The sequence below is a fragment of the Shewanella sp. Choline-02u-19 genome, assembly GCF_002836205.1.
Taxonomy (GTDB): domain Bacteria; phylum Pseudomonadota; class Gammaproteobacteria; order Enterobacterales; family Shewanellaceae; genus Shewanella.
This window is the reverse complement of the sequence record NZ_PJBE01000013.1, coordinates 3,304,194-3,325,243: the sequence shown is the minus strand read 5'-3', so window position 1 is coordinate 3,325,243 and position 21,050 is coordinate 3,304,194. Positions and strand designations below refer to the sequence as shown.

Annotated in this window: 19 protein-coding genes; 11 read left to right on the top strand and 8 right to left on the bottom strand. The window is 44.6% G+C overall.

Annotated elements, in window-relative coordinates; all coding sequences use genetic code 11:
- The first annotated feature begins 40 nt into the window (after positions 1 to 40).
- Positions 41 to 712 (top strand): Crp/Fnr family transcriptional regulator, encoded by a 672-nt coding sequence (locus tag CXF83_RS21195; RefSeq protein ID WP_101089808.1) that lies wholly within the window; start codon positions 41 to 43, stop codon positions 710 to 712.
- 50 nt (positions 713 to 762) lie between these two features.
- Here the strand turns inward: CXF83_RS21195 and tsgA are convergent, their stop codons facing one another.
- The 8 genes from tsgA to priA all read right to left on the bottom strand — a co-directional run bounded on the left by tsgA (position 763) and on the right by priA (position 10,775).
- The gene (tsgA, locus tag CXF83_RS21190; RefSeq protein WP_101089809.1) at positions 763 to 1,932 is read right to left on the bottom strand and encodes an MFS transporter TsgA; all 1,170 of its coding nucleotides are present in this window, start codon (positions 1,930 to 1,932) and stop codon (positions 763 to 765) included.
- A gap of 78 nt (positions 1,933 to 2,010) precedes the next feature.
- The gene (gene deoD / locus CXF83_RS21185; RefSeq protein ID WP_101089810.1) at positions 2,011 to 2,715 is read right to left on the bottom strand and encodes a purine-nucleoside phosphorylase; all 705 of its coding nucleotides are present in this window, start codon (positions 2,713 to 2,715) and stop codon (positions 2,011 to 2,013) included.
- A 218-nt stretch (positions 2,716 to 2,933) separates the two neighbouring features.
- Complete coding sequence (locus CXF83_RS21180; RefSeq protein ID WP_101089811.1) at positions 2,934 to 3,326, bottom strand: gamma-butyrobetaine hydroxylase-like domain-containing protein; 393 nt, start codon at positions 3,324 to 3,326, stop codon at positions 2,934 to 2,936.
- Positions 3,327 to 3,431: 105 nt separating this feature from the next.
- Positions 3,432 to 4,757, bottom strand: a complete 1,326-nt coding sequence (gene hslU, locus CXF83_RS21175) for an ATP-dependent protease ATPase subunit HslU (RefSeq protein WP_101089812.1) — start codon at positions 4,755 to 4,757, stop codon at positions 3,432 to 3,434.
- A gap of 50 nt (positions 4,758 to 4,807) precedes the next feature.
- Positions 4,808 to 5,332: an ATP-dependent protease subunit HslV gene (hslV, locus tag CXF83_RS21170; protein ID WP_101089813.1), complete on the bottom strand. Its 525-nt coding sequence runs from the start codon at positions 5,330 to 5,332 to the stop codon at positions 4,808 to 4,810.
- 797 nt (positions 5,333 to 6,129) lie between these two features.
- Positions 6,130 to 6,699: an SPOR domain-containing protein gene (locus tag CXF83_RS21165; protein WP_101089814.1), complete on the bottom strand. Its 570-nt coding sequence runs from the start codon at positions 6,697 to 6,699 to the stop codon at positions 6,130 to 6,132.
- Positions 6,700 to 6,709: 10 nt separating this feature from the next.
- A complete protein-coding gene (argS, locus tag CXF83_RS21160) occupies positions 6,710 to 8,455 on the bottom strand; it encodes an arginine--tRNA ligase (RefSeq protein ID WP_101089815.1) in 1,746 nt (581 codons plus the stop codon).
- A 124-nt stretch (positions 8,456 to 8,579) separates the two neighbouring features.
- Positions 8,580 to 10,775, bottom strand: coding sequence for a primosomal protein N' (gene priA, locus CXF83_RS21155; protein WP_101089816.1), 2,196 nt, complete (start codon positions 10,773 to 10,775; stop codon positions 8,580 to 8,582).
- A gap of 100 nt (positions 10,776 to 10,875) precedes the next feature.
- Between priA and CXF83_RS21150 the strand changes: the two genes are divergently transcribed.
- The 10 genes from CXF83_RS21150 (at position 10,876) to mshL (ending at position 21,048) form a co-directional block, all read left to right on the top strand.
- Complete coding sequence (locus CXF83_RS21150) at positions 10,876 to 11,601, top strand: FimV/HubP family polar landmark protein (RefSeq protein WP_101089896.1); 726 nt, start codon at positions 10,876 to 10,878, stop codon at positions 11,599 to 11,601.
- Between the two features lie 183 nt (positions 11,602 to 11,784).
- Complete coding sequence (gene rpmE / locus CXF83_RS21145; protein ID WP_101089817.1) at positions 11,785 to 11,997, top strand: 50S ribosomal protein L31; 213 nt, start codon at positions 11,785 to 11,787, stop codon at positions 11,995 to 11,997.
- Positions 11,998 to 12,114: 117 nt separating this feature from the next.
- Entirely contained in the window at positions 12,115 to 12,894 is a 780-nt protein-coding gene (locus CXF83_RS21140; protein WP_101089818.1) for a thermonuclease family protein, read from the top strand.
- 194 nt (positions 12,895 to 13,088) lie between these two features.
- Complete coding sequence (locus tag CXF83_RS21135) at positions 13,089 to 14,339, top strand: malic enzyme-like NAD(P)-binding protein (RefSeq protein WP_101089819.1); 1,251 nt, start codon at positions 13,089 to 13,091, stop codon at positions 14,337 to 14,339.
- A gap of 426 nt (positions 14,340 to 14,765) precedes the next feature.
- Positions 14,766 to 16,682 (top strand): RNase E specificity factor CsrD, encoded by a 1,917-nt coding sequence (csrD, locus tag CXF83_RS21130; protein ID WP_101089820.1) that lies wholly within the window; start codon positions 14,766 to 14,768, stop codon positions 16,680 to 16,682.
- 223 nt (positions 16,683 to 16,905) lie between these two features.
- Complete coding sequence (locus CXF83_RS21125) at positions 16,906 to 17,787, top strand: MSHA biogenesis protein MshI (protein WP_101089821.1); 882 nt, start codon at positions 16,906 to 16,908, stop codon at positions 17,785 to 17,787.
- Positions 17,784 to 18,398 (top strand): PilN domain-containing protein, encoded by a 615-nt coding sequence (locus tag CXF83_RS21120; protein ID WP_101089822.1) that lies wholly within the window; start codon positions 17,784 to 17,786, stop codon positions 18,396 to 18,398. Before CXF83_RS21125 ends, CXF83_RS21120 begins: the two co-directional genes overlap by 4 nt.
- Positions 18,395 to 19,051, top strand: coding sequence for an MSHA biogenesis protein MshJ (locus CXF83_RS21115; protein ID WP_101089823.1), 657 nt, complete (start codon positions 18,395 to 18,397; stop codon positions 19,049 to 19,051). Before CXF83_RS21120 ends, CXF83_RS21115 begins: the two co-directional genes overlap by 4 nt.
- Entirely contained in the window at positions 19,032 to 19,367 is a 336-nt protein-coding gene (locus tag CXF83_RS21110; protein WP_332871134.1) for an MSHA biogenesis protein MshK, read from the top strand. Before CXF83_RS21115 ends, CXF83_RS21110 begins: the two co-directional genes overlap by 20 nt.
- A gap of 4 nt (positions 19,368 to 19,371) precedes the next feature.
- Positions 19,372 to 21,048: a pilus (MSHA type) biogenesis protein MshL gene (mshL, locus tag CXF83_RS21105; protein WP_101089824.1), complete on the top strand. Its 1,677-nt coding sequence runs from the start codon at positions 19,372 to 19,374 to the stop codon at positions 21,046 to 21,048.
- The last annotated feature ends 2 nt before the right edge of the window (positions 21,049 to 21,050 follow it).

Below are 21,050 nucleotides of genomic sequence, written 5' to 3'. Positions count from 1 at the left end.
TTAAGTCTTTCGCCTAACATAAATCCATATCGGCAATACTATGCAGCTAAAACCACTCGAGAAAGGGCGTTTTCATTCATTATGGCATCAAGAACATGATGCCATTGAGCAGACTATGCGTGAGTGCATTACCGAAACGAAAACGGTGACTGCACAACATCGACTAATGGAGCAAGGCCAAAAGGTTAACGACCTCATACTGGTGCCACATGGCCGTATCTCAATGGGTTATACCGCTCGAAATGGCCGTAGCTTTCAGTTGGGAACCATGACTTGCGATTCTCAGCTGTTTGGGGAGATGGAGTTTTTTACTCACTACTTGTGCCAGTTAGATATTATTGCCGAAGAGCCATTAGAAATCTCAATTATTAATGGCGATAAGTTACAACAGGCTTTATTAAAAACGCCTCAGTTTGCACTGTTTTTTGCCAGTGCTATCGCCATAGACTATCAAGATACTGTGGATATTTTCACCCGCCGCATGTTATACCCCATCGCTTATAATATTGCTTACGACCTCTATCATCAGTATTTAAAAGATCAGCCAGTAGAGGGCTTCACTAAGTGCTATTTAGAAGCTGAACGCTTTGCGACAACCGATAGAGTTTATCGCCGTGCAGTTAAAAAGTTGGAAGATTTAGCCTTGATTAAGCGAGATAAAGAGGGGCTGATAATTTGTGATTTAGCCGGCCTAAAAGCCTTTATCGAATAGTCCCAAACCTTAGTCTTAAGGCTTGGGACCGATAAGGTGTTAATGGTTAATTATGCAACTTGCGCAGTATGGCCGATTTTTTGGCGCATAGAGAGCACTAGCATGACGATGATTAATCCATAGATCACTGGTATGGCATACATAACGGTTTGTAAGCCAATAATGCTTTCAAATAGTGAGCTAATTGCAGGACTGAACATTGCGCCCGCACTACCACTAATCAAAATGTAAGAGACGTTCCGGCTACTGGCATTTTTGACAAATGACACACCGTAAGCAATAAAGGCGTTATAAAGCGCGGCACAAGCAAAGCCATAGCCATAGGTTAGGTAACCAATCCACGCTAAATTATCTGTAGTTACAATCAAACTGGTGATGATAAAAGCCAGTGAAATCATCCCCATAATGAAGTGCTGAATCTTAACTCTTGATACAATCACCGTCGACACTAGCGCACCAATTAGCGCGGCAGACCAGTACTGAGTGATAATATTACCCGCTTCCTCGAATGGAATATCGAACTTGGTTTTAACGAACATCGGTGCCCAAGTTAGGAAGGTGTAGAGTGCTAGCATGCCAAGGAATAAACCCAGTCCGCCACTAATGATGCCTAAGTTCCACTCAGACTCATCTTTACCATTTTCTGCTGATGTTTGATTTTCAACAAGTTCAAAGTTGGTCGCAAGTGCAATGGCTGCCGTCGCTAATGCAACGATACCCACGGCCAAATAGCTGAAGCTCCAAGATAGTGCATGGCTTAATGCATAAGTGGTAATGAGTGGGAATACAACGCCCGCTACATTAAAGGTGGCATCTTGTACCACGAGCATGGTGCTTTGGATTTTATCTTTCCATACCGATACTACGATAGTACCTGCGATACAAAGGCCAACACCGCCACAAAGTCCGATAATCGTCATTGCGATCATCACAACAGTGAGTGAACCGGTGAAGTGTAATGCTGCTGCACTGAGTGCTATGCTCACGTAGCTAATAAGTGTCATGCGTTTTACACCGATTTTTTCAATTAAGAAAAAAGCAGCAATAGTACCCGCGAGGGCTCCGCCATTAAGCAGTGAGAATATTGAGGCGACTTCATTGACGTTAGCTGAAAACTTCTCAGCTATAGGTTCAATCAGCATGCCGAACTGGGTCGCAAAGCCTGCCATTACAAAGTTGGCTAAAAAGCTGAGCAAGGTTAAGGATATTTTATTTTTCATCATTAGTTCCTAGTATCACTATATCAAGCGTTAAAGTTAAGCCGCGCAAAGGGATGCTTCGAGCGGCTTAATAAAGCGTTACTGACAGGCTGTTTCTAATGCCAGCTCTATCATCTGATTAAAGGTTAATTGTCGAGCCTCAGCACTGGTCTCTTCGCCCGTTAAGCAATGGTCTGAAACGGTAAGAATCGCGAGTGATTCGAAACCTTTGTGATGCGCTAGGCCATATAAGCCAGCGACTTCCATATCAACACCTAATACACCAAAGCGTTCTAATGCTGGGATCATATCTTCATCTGGATCGTAGTACATGTCACCACTGAACACATTACCCACTTTAACGTTGATCTGCTTCTGTTGAGCGATGGTGTAGGCTTTGTGCAGCAGATCGAATGTGGCAGAGGTCGCCATTTGATAACCACTACTACGCTTGGCATTAGTGGGTGAATCAGTACCTGCAGCTTGCGCTAGGATGACGTCGTTGATCTTGACGTTATGTTGGGTTGCACCAAGGCTACCGACGCGGATGATACGTTTCACATTAAAATCAGTGACTAGTTCATGGGCGTATAACACCATAGAGGGAATACCCATACCATGGCCCATAACAGAAATACGTTGGCCTTTATAAAAACCGGTATAGCCAAACATATTGCGGATATTGGTCACTTCCACCGCATCATCTAAAAAGTTTTCAGCGATATACTTAGCGCGAAGTGGGTCGCCAGGCATGATGATGGTTTCGGCAAAATCACCGGCTTTACCATTAATATGTGCAGTCATGAGTAATCCTCTATTTTGATTACTCTCGATAGTAATTGTCTGTTTATAATCCGTGGAGGACATAAGTCCGCATAGGGGGATTAATACACAGGATCTACTGTTTGATCACAAAAAATGACGCTTATCTGCGTCATTTTGTGATGGAGTGTTTTTTGCTACAACTTGGAGTGTGACGTCGATCGCCTTTTTTGGGCGGAGCATTTCGAATAAACACTCTGTTACTTGTGGTATTTCACTGCCATATCGATAAGCGGTTCGCGGCTGGCTTTTGCTGCTCGTAATCGCGCTAAGTACTTTTCCCATAAGTCGACTTGATGAGTGGCTAAGTCATAAAGCACCTTCCATGAGAAGAGCCCTGTATCGTGGCCATCATCAAAGATGATTTTAACGGCATAATTGCCGACAGGCTCAATGGCAGAGATATTGACCATTTTCTTGTGGGTAACCAGTACTGGATTGCCATGACCGTGTACTTCTGCTGATGGAGAGTAAACCCTTAGCATTTCGCAGCTCAGCTGATGAATGTCGCCATTATCAAAGTGCACCTCTAGCTGGCGAGATTTACGCTTAAGCTTTAAGGATTCAACATTAGGGGTGTTATCTTGAGTCATAAGTCTACCAATGATTAAAAGTCTCGGTTCATAAAACAGAATAGCGGTTAAGCACAGAACTGTCCTTAACCGCCATCACTAAATTAGCGTTTGGTTACTGCAAGATTAGAGAATAAAGCGACTCAAATCTTCATCTTGGACCAAGTTATCGAGATGTGCGCTCACATAATCGGCATCGATTAGTGTTACAGAACCTGATTTGTCAGACGCTTCGTAAGATAACTCTTCCATCAAACGCTCCATCACAGTATGCAGACGACGGGCACCAATGTTTTCTGTGCGCTCGTTGACTTGCCATGCGGCTTCAGCAATAGAGTCGATACCCGATTCGGTAAACTCAACTTTAACGCCTTCAGTCCCCATAAGGGCAACATATTGCTCAGTTAGCGATGCGAACGGCTCAGTCAAAATACGTTTAAAATCACCTGCTGATAGCGCATCAAGTTCGACTCTAATCGGCAAGCGGCCTTGCAGCTCAGGGATCAGATCTGACGGCTTACACATCTGGAATGCACCCGATGCAATAAACAGAATGTGATCTGTTTTGACCATACCGTGTTTAGTATTAACCGTGCAACCTTCAACTAAAGGAAGCAGATCACGCTGCACACCTTCACGAGAAACGTCTGGGCCTGAAGAGTCACCGCGCTTACAAATTTTATCAATCTCGTCCAAGAAAACGATACCGTGCTGCTCAACCAATTCGATCGCTTGCTCTTTCAGATCATCAGGATTAACGAGTTTGGCCGCTTCCTCTTCTATAAGCAGTTTATAGGCTTCTTTAATCGGCATTTTACGGCGCTTGCTCGCACCGGGTCCCATGTTCTGGAACATGCTTTGTAGCTGGTTGGTCATCTCTTCCATGCCTGGAGGCGACATGATTTCAATACCGGCTTGTGGCGCAGAGACGTCAATTTCAATCTCTTTATCGTCTAACTGGCCTTCACGTAGTTTTTTACGAAAAACTTGGCGAGTGCTATTGTCGCTAGGTTTTTCGCTGTCCCAATCTTCTTTTGGTTTAGGCAATAGGGCATCAAGAATGCGCTCTTCAGCGGCTTCTTCGGCTCTAAATTTACACTTAGCCATCTGCTCTTCACGTGTCAGCTTAATGGCTGAATCGGTAAGGTCGCGAATAATCTGGTCAACTTCTTTACCGACATAACCCACTTCAGTGAACTTAGTGGCTTCCACTTTGATGAACGGTGCTTTTGCAAGGCGTGCTAAACGGCGGGCAATTTCAGTTTTACCCACACCTGTTGGGCCAATCATTAGAATGTTTTTAGGTGTGACCTCTTGACGAAGGTCAGCATCCAGTTGCATACGGCGCCAGCGATTACGTAGCGCGATTGCGACTGAGCGTTTGGCCTTTTGCTGACCAATAATGTGACTATCTAGTTCGTGAACAATTTCACGCGGTGTCATTTCAGACATATTATTTCCTCATGCTTAAGCATCAGTCTTGGGTATAAACGAAAGTTCGTTTAGTACTTTAACTCTTCGATGGTCTTAAATTGGTTGGTGAAAACACAGATGCCGCCGGCAATCGTTAATGACTTTTCTGCAATTTCTAAGGCGCTAAGATCGGTGTTTTCAAGCAATGCTATGGCTGCTGATTGGGCAAAGTTGCCACCAGAACCTATAGCAATTAAGTCATTTTCTGGCTGAATAACATCACCGTTACCGGTAATGATCAATGACGATTCACCATCAGCGACAGCTAACAGTGCTTCTAGTTTGCGTAGCACCTTGTCTGAACGCCAGTCTTTGGCCATTTCAACGGCTGCGCGCATAAGATGGCCTTGATGCATTTCGAGTTTGGCTTCGAAGCGCTCGAATAATGTAAATGCATCTGCTGTACCGCCAGCAAAGCCTGCCAATACCTTATTGTGGTATAGACGACGAACTTTTCTAGCGTTGCTTTTCATCACGGTATTACCAAGAGAAACTTGGCCATCACCGGCGATAACCACTTGGTTATTTCGGCGTACTGATACGATAGTGGTCACGATAAATCCTCTTCTCTAGCCAGCGACAATGTGCCTGCTGGTTGGTGATAATAGAGATATGGGGGGGAGTTGAGTAAATATCAAGGGGGGGAACTTGGATTGCTAGCCTGACTCAGCTAGGGTCTGCTTATTTGCTGGTCATGGCCGGTCTATGAGTGGTTATCTGATTGCTATTGAAAGCTTCGGTCTTACGGCCGAGGTAAGTCGTGGTGCTTCGCCCACATATAAATTGAGATAATCAAACTCCGCTTGATAAAGGTCGTGGGATTCCATCCCACACTCGGCCAAAAGGGGATCAACAGCAATATCCCCTCTTGGATCGCCCCTGCCGCCCGGACGAAGTTGTCTTCCTCATACTTCAACAAAAATTGTCTAACGGCTCAGATGGTACATCCATGTACCCCCGAGCCTGAACCATCATCCATGATGGTTCCACGGCATTAATGTCTACGTATTTCGGCAACTTCGATGGGGAATGGGTGTTATCAATGAGTTCAAGGAGATGGTGGTCATAGTGTTTTCAATTTAAAAACTAAAATGCTGAGAATTGCGCTTTTCTAACCCAGTGTAAATACGGCTGAGGCCTTCGGAAACAGGTCTGTTTTGTTCCATCTCTGGAGATCAAATTTGCTTGCGGCGTACTTCAGTAGTGTCTGCTGATACGCTGACCGCAGGTCATTGGAAGCAAATATCCAATAGCGTAATAAAAAACAATTAAATGACGTATAGGCTTTTAGTTAAAGCAATAAAAAAGCGCTACATGAGTAGCGCTTTAAGATTAGATTCTGAAGCGGGATTTAACTTTCCCAAAACCAGATTTGGCAGCCGTTAGTGCCAGAGTTTTGCAGTACATGGCGCTGTCTTTCAGCATCACGTTTCTTGTCGTAAGGCCCTAGAACGACCTTATACCACATTCCACTAGTGCCTTTAACTTTACGCACTTGCGCTTCCAACCCTTGGAACGCAATGGTTGCCTTAAGCGAATTTGCTTGAGATTCCTTTCTAAATGAACCGCATTGCATCTGGTAAGGACGCTTAGGCTTAGTGGAAGTTGCAGGCAGGTCCACTTCGACCTTTTTGTTTTCCAGCTCCTTAAGATAGGTCCACTCTTCTTTTGGGGCTGGCGGTAGCGCATTAGGATCTTTTTTAACACTGGCTTTCTTTGGTTCTTCAACCACAACCGGTGTTGTTACGATTTCATCTTCACTGCTTAATAACCATAATACATAACCAAACCCAGTTAGACCTGCGAGCGTTATTAATAGCAGTAAAACAGGGAAACGCTTGGGGGCATTTCCCTTTGAACCACGCTTTTTAGTACTGCCTTTGCGCGTGGGTTTACGGTTTGCGTAGTCACGACTCGTCATAGGGTTATGATTACATCCGCTCTAAAGTGTCTAGTCCTAGCAAGTTCAGCCCTTGCTTAAGTGTTTTCGCTGTTAGCTTAGCCAATAATAAGCGGCTCTTCTTCTGTGCTTCGTTATCGGCAGCCAGTACTGGGCATGCTTCATAAAAGCTAGAGAATGCACCGGCAAGTTCAAATAGGTAAGCACATAGTGCATGTGGTTGACCTTTATTGACGACGCGGTTCATCACTTCACCGAACTGAGCTAACTTAGTGCCAAGATCTTTCTCTCTCTCGTGTTCAAGTACGATGGTAGCACCACTCAAATCAACGTCTTGTGCACGGTTGAAGATACCCACAACACGAGTGTACGCATAGAGTAGGTAAGGTGCGGTGTTACCTTCAAAACTCAGCATCTGCTCAAAGCTGAAGATATAATCGCTAGTACGGTTCTTAGATAAATCAGCATATTTAACGGAAGCAATACCGACGACGCGAGCGATTTCAGTCAGCTCTGCTTCATCCATATCAGGATTTTTACTGCGCACTAAATCAAGAGCACGAATGTCAGCTTCTTTAAGCAGATCAATAAGCTTAACCACACCACCAGAGCGTGTCTTAAAGGGACGACCATCAGCACCATTCATGGTGCCAAAGCCCATATGTTCGAAGCTCATCTCTTCGCGAACAAAATTGGCTGTTTTAGCAAGCTTAAACACTTGTTGGAAGTGTAAGGCTTGGCGCAGATCGACAAAATAAAGTGCTCTATCTGCTTTTAGCACATTCGAGCGATAGCGCATTGCTGCCATATCGCTGGTCGCGTATAGGTAGCCGCCGTCTGCTTTTTGAATAATAACAGGGAGTGGCTCACCCTCTTTGTTTTTAAACTCTTGTTGGAACACCACTTTAGCGCCATTACTTTCTGACAATAAGCCCAGCGTATCAAGATCGGCAACGACTTGCTCTAAGTCAGCGTTATATGAGCTTTCACCGCGAACATCTGCACGGGTTAAGCTAACGCCTAAACGTTCATAAATTTCGTGGCAGTGACTCAAGGAAATGTCATTAAATTCACGCCATAATTTATTGCAGTACTCGTCACCTGATTGTAATGCAACGACCAGTTTACGAGCACGGTTGGCGAAATCTTCAGACTCATCGAAGCGGACTTTAGCGGCACGGTAGAAGTTTTCAAGATCTGAAAGCTCCATTTGTGCTTGTTCACCATTTGCAGCACGTAACTCTTCCATGTACGCAAGCAACATGCCGAACTGAGTTCCCCAGTCACCGACGTGGTTCTGGCGAATAACCTTGTGACCCATAAACTCAAGTGAGCGTGCGACGCTGTCACCGATGATGGTCGATCTTAGGTGGCCAACATGCATCTCTTTCGCAAGGTTAGGTGACGAGTAGTCAACGACAACCGTTTGCGACTCAGGCAACGTTAGGCCCAAGTGGTCGCTGTTAAGTGCGTCCATCAGTTGATTGGCGAGCGCATTGTCATCGATAAAAAAGTTGATAAATCCTGGTCCTGCAATCTCAACCTTTTCGACATGGCTAGATTCAGGCAGATTATCAATGATGAGTTGAGCTATCTCACGTGGATTCTTGCGCGCTGCTTTTGTTAGCATCATCGCCAAGTTGGTAGCAAAATCACCGTGGCTCTTATCTTTGGTTCGGTCCACTTGAATGCGAGCTTCAAAATCAGCAGGAACAACACCTTGTTGTTTAAGGGCATTTAACGATTCAGCGAGTAAAGATTGAGTATGTGATTTCATTGGCGTTTAATCGGCACTTACAAAAAGAAAAAGTAATAGGGGTAACCGACTATTTTAGCCGCTTGTGGTACCCAATTACTATCCTCTAGCGAACTTTTTCTACTTTAGTGACGATTAAATCGATTTAAAGCAGATCTTGTGGATCGCGATCGAGACTCCAACGGCATTTTTTAGCCAGAGGTAACTGTTCAATTTGTGGTAGTGCTTGTTCAAATGCTTGTTGTAATTGATTGCGGTTTTTAGTTTGGAAGAGTAGCTGGCGACGATATTTACCGGCCTTTCTATCCAGCGGGGCAGGCATAGGCCCAATCACTTCACACTCTTCGTTTTGTGGCAGCAGCGCGCCTATTTGACTCAGCAGTGCATCGGCGTCCGCAGCCAAGTGAGCTTCTGCGCGAATGAGGATCATATGCCAAGCGGGCGGGAGTAATGCTTGTTTGCGCTCATTGAGCTGATTGCGAGCAAACTCACCGTAGCCTTTATGCATGAGTTCTCGAAGCATGGTGTTGTCGCTTTGATGGGTTTGTAATAATACCGTTCCAGGTTTGCTCGCACGACCGGCACGACCTGAGACTTGAGTGTAAAGCTGGCCGAAACGTTCAGGTGCTCTAAAGTCAGCACTAAAGAGCGCGCCGTCGACATCCAAAAGCCCGACCAAGGTCACGTCAGGAAAGTGATGGCCTTTTGCTAGCATTTGGGTGCCGACTAAAATTTTGTATTCGCCTTTATGTATCGCATTGAGATGGGCCTCTAACGATCCCTTATTGCGCGTGGTGTCGCGATCGATACGCACAACTGGGTGGTTGGGAAACTCTTTCTCAAGGAAGCTGGCGAGTTGCTCGGTACCCACACCTTGGCCAGCAAGCATGGTGCTACCACATTGATGGCACTGCTTGGGGATCGCATATTGATTACTGCAGTGATGGCAGCGGATCTCACCTAAGGCTTGATGCACAGTAAAGAAGGCATCACAGCGATCGCATTCATGTAGATGTCCACATTCATGGCAGATTAACGCGGGAGCAAAGCCCCGTCGGTTGAGAAATAAAATGACTTGGTTGCCAGCATCAAGGTGAATGCGCATTTCATTCAACAATGCATGCGACATACCGGTGCGCAGTGGCTGATTACGAATGTCGACTATGCCTTGACGCACTTTTTCTGCATTGCCTGCACGTTGACCTAGCTGCAAATGCTCATATCGACCACTGAGTGCATTTTGCAAGGTTTCCAGTGACGGTGTTGCTGTGCCTAAAAGAACTGGAATATCTTCTAGATGCCCGCGCATGACGGCAAGATCACGTGCGTGATAACCCACACCTTCTTGTTGCTTAAAACTCGAGTCGTGCTCTTCGTCTAAAATGATCACCCCAGGATAAGCCATCGGCGTAAATAACGCCGAACGCGTGCCGATAATAATGGCTGCTTCGCCCGTTTTGGCGTGGCGCCATGCATCTAATCGTTGATTGTCAGTCAAACCTGAATGAATGACCGACACTTTGACATTAAAGCGGTGTCTGAATCGGCTAATGGTTTGGGGGGTTAAGCCTATTTCCGGAACTAGAACGAGCGCTTGCTTGCCCTGCTTTAATATTGTTTCTAATAAAGCCAAGTAAACTTCGGTTTTCCCCGAGCCCGTAACGCCTTCGAGTAAAGTGCAGTGATAGCCCGATTGCAGCGTGAGTGTTGCGACGGCAATGGCTTGTTCTGGGTTGAGTCTATGCGGCTCTTCAGTCATTTCAAGCTGGGTTCGCCAGCTGAGATCAACGGACACAACACGTGAGTTCTTCGTTATCCAGCCTTTATCATCGAGCGCTTTTAGAGCTGCTTTACTGAGTTCTAATGCGGCGATTTCGTGCTGTTCGAGATCACGTTCAGCTAAGGCGTTAAACAGTTTGCGTTGCGCGGGTGCACGGTTGAGTTGATTAACATCTGCAGCGCGTCCCGCATCCGTTAAAGTCCAATAGGACGCCGTCGCCGCTTTCGACTCCGCCCCTTTTCTCAGTGCAACGGGTATCGCTTGTGATAGCATTTGTCCTAAGCTACAGAAGTAATATCTTGCAGCCCAAGCCGTTAATTTATACAGTGAATCAGGTAATAATGGTACATCGTCTAAAATGCTAACAATTGGCTTTATTTGCTTAGGCGTTAAATTACAAGTATCCGTTATGGCTGTAATAAGGCCAATAAGCTGCTGTCGACCAAATGGCACTTGTACTCGCATGCCTTTTTGAGGAACGATGTTGATATGCTCAGGAACTTGGTAACTAAAGGTTTGCCGCATTGGAACGGGCAGGGCGACCTCAACAAACAAAGGCATAAAACTCTATTTCAATAGGAGATAAGCCTGTAGTGTACCGAGGCGAGTCTTGGAGAGCCAGTCAGATTTAACTTATTATGATGCGCTAGAAAAGGAAACGATGAAAAGAATAATAATATTAGCATTAACGACGTTAGCGCTGTTTAGCACAGCGGTTACAGCTGAAGTTTCTCATGTAAGCATAAATGAAAGGTTATTTGAGCTGGGAGAGTACCCAAAACTTAAAGTGAATATCATTTCAAGCCATAAGAACCCCAATAAGGTGCAGTTCTTTTTACGGCAATCGACCGGAGAAGAGCGCCTTGTGAGTTCACCGTTGAGTCATTTCCTAGTGTTAGTTACCGGGGTTGACGATGTTGTCGATAGTGAAGCGGTGTTGGTGGTGAAAGAGCATCGAATAAACCGCTGGCGAGAAGTCACGGTCCTTAATTTATTCAGTGATAACCCTGTCGAGAATGTGCCGCATACGGCATACACTCCATCGCCAGCGAAGGTCGATGAGAAAGCAAACGGTGCTGTAAAAACGATTTCAAATTCGTTAACGACCAGCACGGCGCCTATCGGGGTTAAACTCGAAGAAAATTGTACTGTAGACTTTAATGGTAGCGAAACACTCTGGCGTATTGGTTTACGTCAATCTAAAGTGTGGGGAGTCAACACTTATGGTGCAATACTTGCCATTTATGAGGCGAATCCGCGTGCTTTTAATAAAAACAAAATCAATGGTTTAAAGGCTGATGCATTATTGAAATGTCCTTCTGTAGCAATAATAGATAAATATACTGATGCCAAGGCTGCCGAAAAATTATTTGATTCGATGTACTAGGGATTGCAGCAACTTAGGGTAGGATAGCGCGCTCACTGATTCTATTTATGGTGATTCATGACGGGTAGCTGGATCTATTGCTTAAATGCTGTATAATCCTGCGCCCTAAACTATTATTAACTGCATGTGGTGTCCGACTTCGGGTTGGAAGAGCGACATGGCCTTAACCTTGAGGTAATTCCAATGAAAGCAGGTATTCATCCTGATTATGCAGAAATCACTGCAACTTGTACTTGTGGTAACGTTATCAAAATTAACTCTACTATCGGTAAAGACTTACATTTAGACGTTTGTGGTGCATGTCACCCATTCTACACTGGTACCCAGAAAGTTACGGATACTGGCGGACGTATCGATAAGTTCAACAAGCGCTTTGGTGCACTTGGCAAGAAGTAATTACTTCTGCAATGAATTTAAAAAAGGCGCCTTCTGGCGCCTTTTTGCTATTCTGAGGTTGAGCTTTTTTATCTTTCTTACCGATATATGTCTATTTGACGACTCAACAGGATCCTAATGGACTTTAAAACATCACTCTGCGCCTTATTATTAGTTTTGAGTCTTCCGCCAGTGCACGCCAGCCAATGTGTGCCGACTAGCTTTGATGAAACCGTGGTGCTTGATTACGTCAATGACGGCGACACTATTACCCTAAAAGATGGTCGACGGGTGCGGTTCATCGGTGTTGATACTCCTGAAATTGATTTCCAGTTTAAAGATCTTTCAGACCCATACGCCGCCGAGGCTAAATCATTCCTACAAAGTACAATCAAACCAGGACAATCGCTTAAGCTTGTTTTTGGGCAGCAAAAACTGGATCCATACGGCCGTACACTTGCTTATGTGTATACCGCAGCAGGTGAACATCTGCAGGAGTTGCTACTCAGTAACGGCTTTGCTAAAGCCAAGGTGTTTCAAAATGACTTTTTTTGGCAATGTTTAGCAGACATTGAAGATGATGCGCGGACAAATCAACGAGGTTTATGGCAGAATCTTGACTACCAAGCTAAGTCACCTGCACACCTTTCAAGAAGCGATAGCAACCAATGGCGAGAGGTCAGAGGGGTGGTGACTGGCTATGAAAGAAAAGGTCAGGATTTAGCGCTGTTAATCGATGATAAGTTGGTTTTGATGATATCTAAGCAAGATATCAGTAAGTTTAATAACATATTGAATCTTAATCTGCTGCAAAGCCAGGTAATAGTGCGCGGTAAGGTGTACTTTTCTTACAGTAAATGGCGCATAAATGGCACTCATCCATCACAGATAACCGTCGAAAAAGACAGTTTGGAATAATATATAGCGATAAAGTTAAAATTTTGAAAGATCTTATTTGAAATGCTCCTATATTCGAGTATCTTAGCGGCTATCAGCTTACGTTTATTGTTTAGGTAATACACGATACCGACCTCAACCTAAACAGCTTCAATAACCGTTTAGCTGTCGACCTTTCGCTTTGGATAACATTAGTCGCACTCAGGATTAGAAAAATGGCAGATCTTCGTCAACAAGCCCTCGATTATCATGAATTACCCGTACCAGGTAAAACAGCAGTTTGCCTAACAAAACCCGCAGAAACGAGCATGGACCTTGCACTGGCGTATAGCCCAGGTGTGGCTGAACCAGTGCGTGAAATAGCGGCAAACCCTGAAAATGCATATCGCTATACCGGTAAAGGCAACACAGTTGCAGTTATTTCTAATGGCACCGCCATTCTAGGTTTAGGTAATTTAGGCCCGTTGGCATCTAAGCCTGTGATGGAAGGCAAAGCGTTATTGTTTAAGCATTTTGCCAATATTGATGCGACTGATATCGAAGTAAAACACAGAACTTCAGAAGAGTTTATTAATATAGTTGAAGCGATTGCCGATACATTCGGTGGTATTAACCTTGAAGATATTAAAGCGCCAGAGTGTTTTGAGATAGAAAAAGCCTTGATTGAGCGTTGTAATGTGCCTGTTTTTCATGACGACCAACACGGTACTGCGATTGTGACTACCGCAGGCATGATCAATGCGTTAGAGATCCAAGGTAAGTCGATGGAAAAAGCTGTATTTGTTTGTATGGGAGCTGGCGCTGCTGCCATCGCTTGTATGACAATGATGGTTAATTGTGGTGCTCAACGCGAAAATATCTACATGTTAGATAGAAAAGGTGTAATCCACACTCGTCGCGAAGACATTAACGAATATAAAGCCTTATTTGCAAATAATACGGATAAGCGCACGCTACAAGATGTTATCAAGGGTGCAGATGCTTTCTTAGGTTTATCTGGCCCAGATGTGCTTGGCGCTGAAGATGTAGCCTTGATGGCTGAAAACCCGGTGATTTTTGCTTGTTCAAACCCAGATCCTGAAATTAGACCTGAAATCGCCCATGAAACCCGTAAAGACTTAATTATGGGAACGGGTCGCAGTGACTATCCAAACCAGGTTAACAACGTATTGTGTTTTCCATTCATTTTCCGTGGTGCATTAGATGTGCGCGCATCGAAGATTAATGACGAAATGAAAATTGCTGCCGTGCATGCTATTGCAAGCTTAGCTAAAGAAGCCGTGCCAGCATCAGTGCTTGCTGCATATCCAGATGTTAGCTCTCTGGAATTTGGTGCCGAGTACGTTATTCCTAAACCAATGGATCCGCGCTTATTACCGAATGTTGCTAAAGCGGTAGCCCTTGCTGCCATCGAGTCGGGTGTGGCTCATATTACGACGTTACCTATCGGTTATATGGAGTCGTAATCACTGATTTGCGAGTGAATAAGAAAAGGGGCTTAGGCCCCTTTTTTATTTTCTGTCGTTTTTATTTTGCCTTTTATCACCTGCTGTTTAATAATCCTCAAATAAGCCGCTATTTGCGGGATAATTCTTCTACATCAAAATAAGATCCTGCAGGAAGCGGACATATACCCATCTTGCCTGAATATGCAGGATTCAGTGGGAGTTTAATGGGCTTTAATCAAGGCATTGATTGCCACTAATGGTCGTTCCCTTAGTAAAATCAATAACACGGAGTAAAGCCCATTAAAACCCATCGCAGAAGGCGTTGTGCAAGCTCACTTCGTTGTTGCACTAACTTAAAAGGGAATAACCATTTCTATGTTAACGCGCCTAGAATTGAACTGGCACAATGCCTCTGAAACGAGCATCTTCAAGTAGGATGGGTATATGATACTCACTCGAATTCTTACTAAGAAACTCACTAGCTTTTGGCTGATGTCGTTAGTTGGTGTCGCCTTTATCTGTTTTTTAACCGCTATGTTCAGTTTCGTGCAGCTGACCTATGCGTTTCAACAGCAAAAAGTGTCAGAACTAGAGGGCATGTTACAACAGCAGTTTGCCGTCACTGTGGCACCAGAAGAGAAGTGGCAGCTTAATAATTGGTTGCCACCATTGCTACATGCCTACCAAGCGCAATCATTTGTGCTGACTAAAGGTAATGTCACTCTATTTGAATATAAGGCGCTAAAGCCTCAACCTGGTGGTGTGCAATACAGCAGTCAGCTTGAAAATGGCCTAATGATGGAACTGGCATTACCACAGCCGTTTAATAAGCATGAAGTCAGTGCTTATGAATGGATGATTCTGTTGGTGGGTTGTCTCGCTGTCATGCTGTTTGTTCGATTTGGCTTTCGATGGTTTTCGGACCAACTTAATGGCATCGAAGATCTCACGCAACGGGCAAACCTCATCTTAACGGGTAAGCGCGATAAAGCATTGGCAGAAAAGGGGCATGGAAGGCCTCGGATGATTAACCGCGCCATGACGCAGCTACTGCTTGAACTGCATGATGCCCATAAAGAGCGGGCGAGGTTTGATCAATTTATACGTTCCAACACTTTTCTTGATGCCGAAACGGGTGTTGGCAACCGTTTGTTCCTAAAAAACCGTTTGGATGCACTGAGTAATAGTGCAGGCATGATGACACCCGGTGTGTTGTATCTGTTTGAGATGGAAGACCTAGATCTATTAAACCGAGAAATTGGTGAGCAAGAGGTCAATGAAATACTGTCACAAATCATCGCCACTATTAATCAAATTTTAGCGAGCAAAGCTAACATCATTTTCTCGCGCCGCTCCTATAATCAGTTCGCGGTGGTGGTGCCACAAATTTCACAAAAAGAAGCGGATCAAGTTGCGGCGAAGTTGTTACGGGTGAGTTTGAGCCAGATTGATAGCTTGCTCGATACACCTGATGATTTTCTGCATCTAGGTGGGGCCTATTTTAAAGTCGGTGATGACAAAGATGCTTTAGTGGAAGAGGCGGAGCTCGCTTTGCGCTCGGCTCAGTTTCAAGGCGGTAGTAGCTGGTTTATGTATGACAAGGGCGCTGTTGATGGTGATTTGTCTAAAGGCTCTGTGCGTTGGCGTAGCTTTTTGGAGAACGTGCTCGTTAGCAAGCGAGTCTTTTTATTCTCGCAGCCCGTTGTTGATAGTGATTTAACTGCGCATCATCAAGAAGTGTCCTGTCGACTGCGAGATACTCAAGGGAATTTGGTCCGAGCTACCCTTTTCCTCCCCATGGCAATTAAGTGCGGCCTCATCCCTCAAATAGAAAGGCAGGTTATCGAGATGGTGCTGTTTGATGTGTTGCCAAAACAAAATGATACTAGCCTTAAGTTCAGTATTAACCTGAGTTTAGATACATTAACCAGCCGAGCATTCGTGCGCTGGTTAAAAACCACATTGTTGGAATATCGGCACTTAGTCCCGCGGATCATTTTTGAGATAAATGAAGATATTCTAGTGCATCATCAAGATGTACTGACTGAGCCGCTTGATATGATCAGTAAAATGGGGGCGGGGATCTGTGTCGACAGAGTGGGGCAACAAGTTGTGAGTACCGAGTATTTACAACGTTATCCTATCTCGTTAATTAAACTGCACCGTTCTATCGTCAGTCAAATCCACCTGCGAGCGGAGAACCAACTTTTTATCCGCAGTTTAATTGCTGGTCTGTATCGTACCGATGTGCAAGTTTGCGCTGAAGGTGTTGAAGTTTTTGAAGAGTGGCAGACGTTACAAATTTTAGGCGTGAGTGCGGGTCAAGGTAGCTTTTTTAGTGAGCCAATAGAAGAAGTATAACTCGTTCCCATCGTCGGCAAGCGATAAGATGTAATGGCTTTATAGATGTTTTTCTATAATATTCAAATATTAGTCGTTACAATGAGTGACATAAGAAGACTCTCTTTCCTTTTAACCTAAATTAGATCAGTATTATCATCATCTAATTCACAAGTGGTTATCAGAAAACTCGATCATATGAACATTTACGAGTAAGAACTAACAGTAATTAAGGCATGGATGAATGGAAGCTAGCTTGCTAAGTAAACTCCAATTTTGGCGGAAACTCGCTCCAACATCACAGTTGGGGCTATATGTGTGTGCCGATAAAATATTTGTATATCAAGCAGCAACTGAAGAGTCTGTCGCCAATTTTTCTACTTTCAACTTTAAAAAACTGGATTGGGTAGATGCCTTTGAGCAGATCGTCAAGACGCTCGGCATTGCAAAAATTCAAATCGTTTTATCTGCTGAGTTTTATCAAGTCATACAGGTCGATAAACCCAATGTAGAGGCAGACGAGATGACTGCTGCGCTGCTATGGTCGGTTAAAGATCTTGTTAGCCAAGCGGTAACCGACATCCATTTAGATTACTTCGAATCCTCTAAGCAGACGACCAATAAAGTCAGCGTCGTCGTCGCAGAGAAAAAACAGCTCACCAGTATACTGCTCGCAGCGAGAGCTGCGGGTATGGAAACGTGTGGCGTCACCATTGAAGAGATGGCAATTACCCATTTGTTTAGTGATAGCCAAGCAAGACTATTACTCAGCCATCGCGCTGGCGGTGAGCTTTTACTTGCCGTCGTAAAGGATGGCGAATTATTCATGCAGCGTCGAGTGAGAGGCTTTTTACAGCTTGATAGTGTTGCCGCTGAAGATCTCGCTTTTGGTCTTGCTGACAACTTGAGTTTAGAGATCCAACGTTCAATGGACTTTTTTGAAAGCCAGTTACGTGAAGCCCCCGTGGTATCGATTGACTTATTGATGCTGGGCGCCCGTGACAAGTTGGCTGTGTTAGTGAGTGAAAACTTCAATCAAAGTGTGACACCGTATCAAGCTGAGTCGGTAGAGGCGGTTTTTTCGCAGATGGCATTAGCTGAGTTTTCACAAGGTGATTCAATATGAAATTAAGGGTTAACCTCTACTCAGAATCTTTGTTCCCTGCTGAAGTACGTTTATCTTTTTTAAGATTGAACCAAGTGTTGGTGGGCTTAGTGTTAATTTTATTATTAAGCAGTGCTCTCACATATGGATTCGTGTCGAGTCTGGCGTCTGAAAAAGATGAGTTACAACAAGCTAAGGCCACTTTAGATGAACGCAAATCGGAACTCGAAGATGAGCTCGCCAAGAGGCAGCCAAGTGCGTCTTTGGTGGCTGAGGTCGAATTAAAAGCGCAACAGTTAGAGCTCAAGCAGATGTTAATCGGTAAGTTGAGTCAACAAGAAGCGCTTACAAGCTTTGGTTACTCGCCGTTAATGACTGATTTAGCCAGTGTGGCAGATCGTAGTATTTGGCTGAATCGGATTCAGGTTAACGAGAATCGCTATATCTTCGAAGGCTACACCTCTAGCCCACAAAGCGTGCCTAATTGGATTGATAGACTCAAAACCACGACTACATTGAAAGGCCACGCATTTGCATCGATGACAATGAGCTTAGGTGAAGATAAACCGCTCGCATTCAAATTAACCAGTGATGCCGATACTGAATCCAAGGCCGCGGAGGGTAGAAAATGAAGCAGCGCTGGTATGATCTAGCCACCAAATTCGATGTGCTAAGCCAACGAGAAAGAGTGTTAGTTGCAGCTGCTGTGCTTATCATTGCAGGGTTGATTCTTTATCTGCCGTTGGAGTCATTGTTAACCCAACATACTCAGTTAAGTCAGCAGGTTACCTCTTTAAAGAATGATAATGATATTTCAGAGCAGCAGATTGCGCTCTATGAGCAAAGCTTGGCGACCGATCCAGACACCGAATATCGCCAGCGCTTAGCCAACATTATTCAGCAGACTAAGCAGATAGATGAAGAACTGTCTTTCCAAATGGTTGATATGGTGCCAGCAGATCATATGCCAACCTTACTTGCAGGGCTACTTTCAAATATAAAAGGCATTAAATTGAACGCCTTTACCTCAATCGCCCCTACGCCATTATTGGAAGTCGGCGAAGAGAAGAAAATGAACTTGTATAGCCATGGGATCCGGCTGGAGTTTACTGGCGATTATTTTTCGGTATTACGCTTTGTTGAAGCCGTGGAGAGCATGCCAAATAAACTTTACTGGCGTAGCATGGATTATAAAGTGGATGCCTATCCTAAAGCTGCAATCACGTTAGAGCTTTATACCCTAAGCATAAATAAGGACTTTATTAGTGTTGCTAAAACAAATTAGTCGCTTAGCACTGCTCATTGTTGCTGGCAGTTTTTGCGCAAACTTAAGCGCGGCCAGCTTGCGGGATCCAACGTTACCGGGTGCTGGTGCAAGCATAACCAATACCGCCACCGTATCAGTAAATAAAGCATTGGTGCTGAACAGTATTTTAATTAAACAAAGCGGTTCTTTTGCAGTGATTAACAATCAAATATTTAAGCAGGGCCAGCGAGTACAAGGTGTAAAAATCGTGCATATTGACAAGGATACAGTGTCATTAGCCGATGGCCGTAAACTGACAATGTTTAAAGCAATATTAGAGATTAAGGGACACTAAACAGATGCGCTCAACACTATATATAACCCCTTTGCTGACATTGTTACTGGTGGCCTGCCAAACGGTTGATAGGCCAAACCCAGTAGCGTCTAAGCAAGCGTTAGCGGATTCTATCGCGATCGCTGAAACGGCCACTTTAGCGCCGCCTCCTGCAATATTGCCAGAGGAAGTGCAAAGAGAGCTAGCGTCAGACAGTTTACTTGCTGGTTTTACCCCAGCCAAAAGAGCTGAGCGTCGTTTTGATGTTTCTGCTCATGAAGTTGACGCTAAAGTATTTTTCCCTAGTTTAGTGCAGGGTACGTCATTAAGTGTTGCAGTACATCCAGATGTCTCTGGACACATTTCGCTTTCATTAAAAGGGGTCACCCTCCAGGAAACGCTGCAGGTTGTTGAAGATATTTATGGCTATGAAGTGAGTCGAGAAGGGCGCATTTTACGTATTTATCCTGCCGGTATGCGTACCGAAACCTTTTCACTCAATTACCTCTACATGCAGCGCGAAGGCTTATCGTTAACCTCGGTTAATTCTGGGCGTATATCAGATGATAACAACAGCTCCAGTGGCGGTAATAGTAGCGATAGCGGTAATAGTAATTCGAATAACAGCTCCAATAGTGATTCTAATTCAAACAGTAGCAACAGTAGCAGCGAGCAAACCAACGGCACGTTTATCCGTTCAAAAACCAAGTCTGATTTTTGGGGCGAGTTAAAAGAAACATTAGTCTCCATTGTGGGTGAAAGTGGTGGTGGGCGCCAAGTGGTGGTTACACCACAAGCTGGACTCGTCACTGTCCGTGCCTACCCTAATGAAATTAGACAGGTGCGTAATTTTATTAAAACGGCAGAAAGCCACTTGCAACGTCAAGTCATCATCGAAGCGAAAATACTTGAGGTGACATTATCTGATGGCTATCAGCAAGGGATCCATTGGGAAAGCGTATTAGGGCATGCTGGTAGCACCGATATCTCCTTTGGCACTAGCCCGTCAACAGGCTTAAGTGACAAGATCACCAGTGCGTTAGGCGGGGTGACCTCTATTAAGCTTAAAGGGTCTGACTTTAGCACCATGATTAGCTTACTTGATACGCAGGGTGATGTTGACGTGCTATCGAGCCCGCGCGTGACGGCGTCGAATAACCAAAAAGCCGTGATTAAAGTGGGTACCGACGAATATTTTGTCACCGATGTTTCTTCAACGACGATTGCTGGCACCACGCCAGTGACCAGTCCCGAAGTTGAACTGACGCCATTTTTCTCCGGTATTGCACTTGATGTTACTCCGCAAATTGATGCCGAAGGCAATGTGTTATTACATATCCACCCATCGGTGATTAAGATTAAAGAGCAGACTAAAACGATTAAGATCTCCGATAGCACTTTGGAACTGCCTTTGGCGCAAAGTGAAATCCGCGAGTCAGACACTGTTATCCGAGCAGCAAGTGGCGACGTGGTTGTTATTGGTGGCTTGATGAAAAGTGAAAACATAGAGATCGTTTCTAAGGTGCCATTACTGGGAGATATTCCCTTTATCGGTGAGGCATTTACTAACCGTGCTAACTCTACCGTAAAAACAGAATTGGTTATCTTACTGAAGCCTATCGTTGTGGGTGCTGACACTTGGGAGAGTGAACTTAAACGCTCTCAAGCGCTACTCGACCGTTGGTATCCAGAGGGGGAGTAGGT

What these genes read in the sequence shown, in the direction of transcription:
- CXF83_RS21195 (WP_101089808.1), top strand. Translation starts at nt 41, where the DNA reads ATGCAGCTAAAACCACTCGAGAAAGGGCGTTTTCATTCATTATGGCAT.
- mshL (WP_101089824.1), top strand. Translation starts at nt 19,372, where the DNA reads ATGCGCTCAACACTATATATAACCCCTTTGCTGACATTGTTACTGGTG.
- deoD (WP_101089810.1), bottom strand. Translation starts at nt 2,715, where the DNA reads ATGACTGCACATATTAATGGTAAAGCCGGTGATTTTGCCGAAACCATC.
- CXF83_RS21115 (WP_101089823.1), top strand. Translation starts at nt 18,395, where the DNA reads ATGAAGCAGCGCTGGTATGATCTAGCCACCAAATTCGATGTGCTAAGC.
- CXF83_RS21135 (WP_101089819.1), top strand. Translation starts at nt 13,089, where the DNA reads ATGGCAGATCTTCGTCAACAAGCCCTCGATTATCATGAATTACCCGTA.
- CXF83_RS21125 (WP_101089821.1), top strand. Translation starts at nt 16,906, where the DNA reads ATGGAAGCTAGCTTGCTAAGTAAACTCCAATTTTGGCGGAAACTCGCT.
- CXF83_RS21150 (WP_101089896.1), top strand. Translation starts at nt 10,876, where the DNA reads ATGAAAAGAATAATAATATTAGCATTAACGACGTTAGCGCTGTTTAGC.
- tsgA (WP_101089809.1), bottom strand. Translation starts at nt 1,932, where the DNA reads ATGAAAAATAAAATATCCTTAACCTTGCTCAGCTTTTTAGCCAACTTT.
- CXF83_RS21180 (WP_101089811.1), bottom strand. Translation starts at nt 3,326, where the DNA reads ATGACTCAAGATAACACCCCTAATGTTGAATCCTTAAAGCTTAAGCGT.
- hslU (WP_101089812.1), bottom strand. Translation starts at nt 4,757, where the DNA reads ATGTCTGAAATGACACCGCGTGAAATTGTTCACGAACTAGATAGTCAC.
- CXF83_RS21140 (WP_101089818.1), top strand. Translation starts at nt 12,115, where the DNA reads ATGGACTTTAAAACATCACTCTGCGCCTTATTATTAGTTTTGAGTCTT.
- CXF83_RS21165 (WP_101089814.1), bottom strand. Translation starts at nt 6,699, where the DNA reads ATGACGAGTCGTGACTACGCAAACCGTAAACCCACGCGCAAAGGCAGT.
- CXF83_RS21120 (WP_101089822.1), top strand. Translation starts at nt 17,784, where the DNA reads ATGAAATTAAGGGTTAACCTCTACTCAGAATCTTTGTTCCCTGCTGAA.
- csrD (WP_101089820.1), top strand. Translation starts at nt 14,766, where the DNA reads ATGATACTCACTCGAATTCTTACTAAGAAACTCACTAGCTTTTGGCTG.
- priA (WP_101089816.1), bottom strand. Translation starts at nt 10,775, where the DNA reads ATGCCTTTGTTTGTTGAGGTCGCCCTGCCCGTTCCAATGCGGCAAACC.
- rpmE (WP_101089817.1), top strand. Translation starts at nt 11,785, where the DNA reads ATGAAAGCAGGTATTCATCCTGATTATGCAGAAATCACTGCAACTTGT.
- argS (WP_101089815.1), bottom strand. Translation starts at nt 8,455, where the DNA reads ATGAAATCACATACTCAATCTTTACTCGCTGAATCGTTAAATGCCCTT.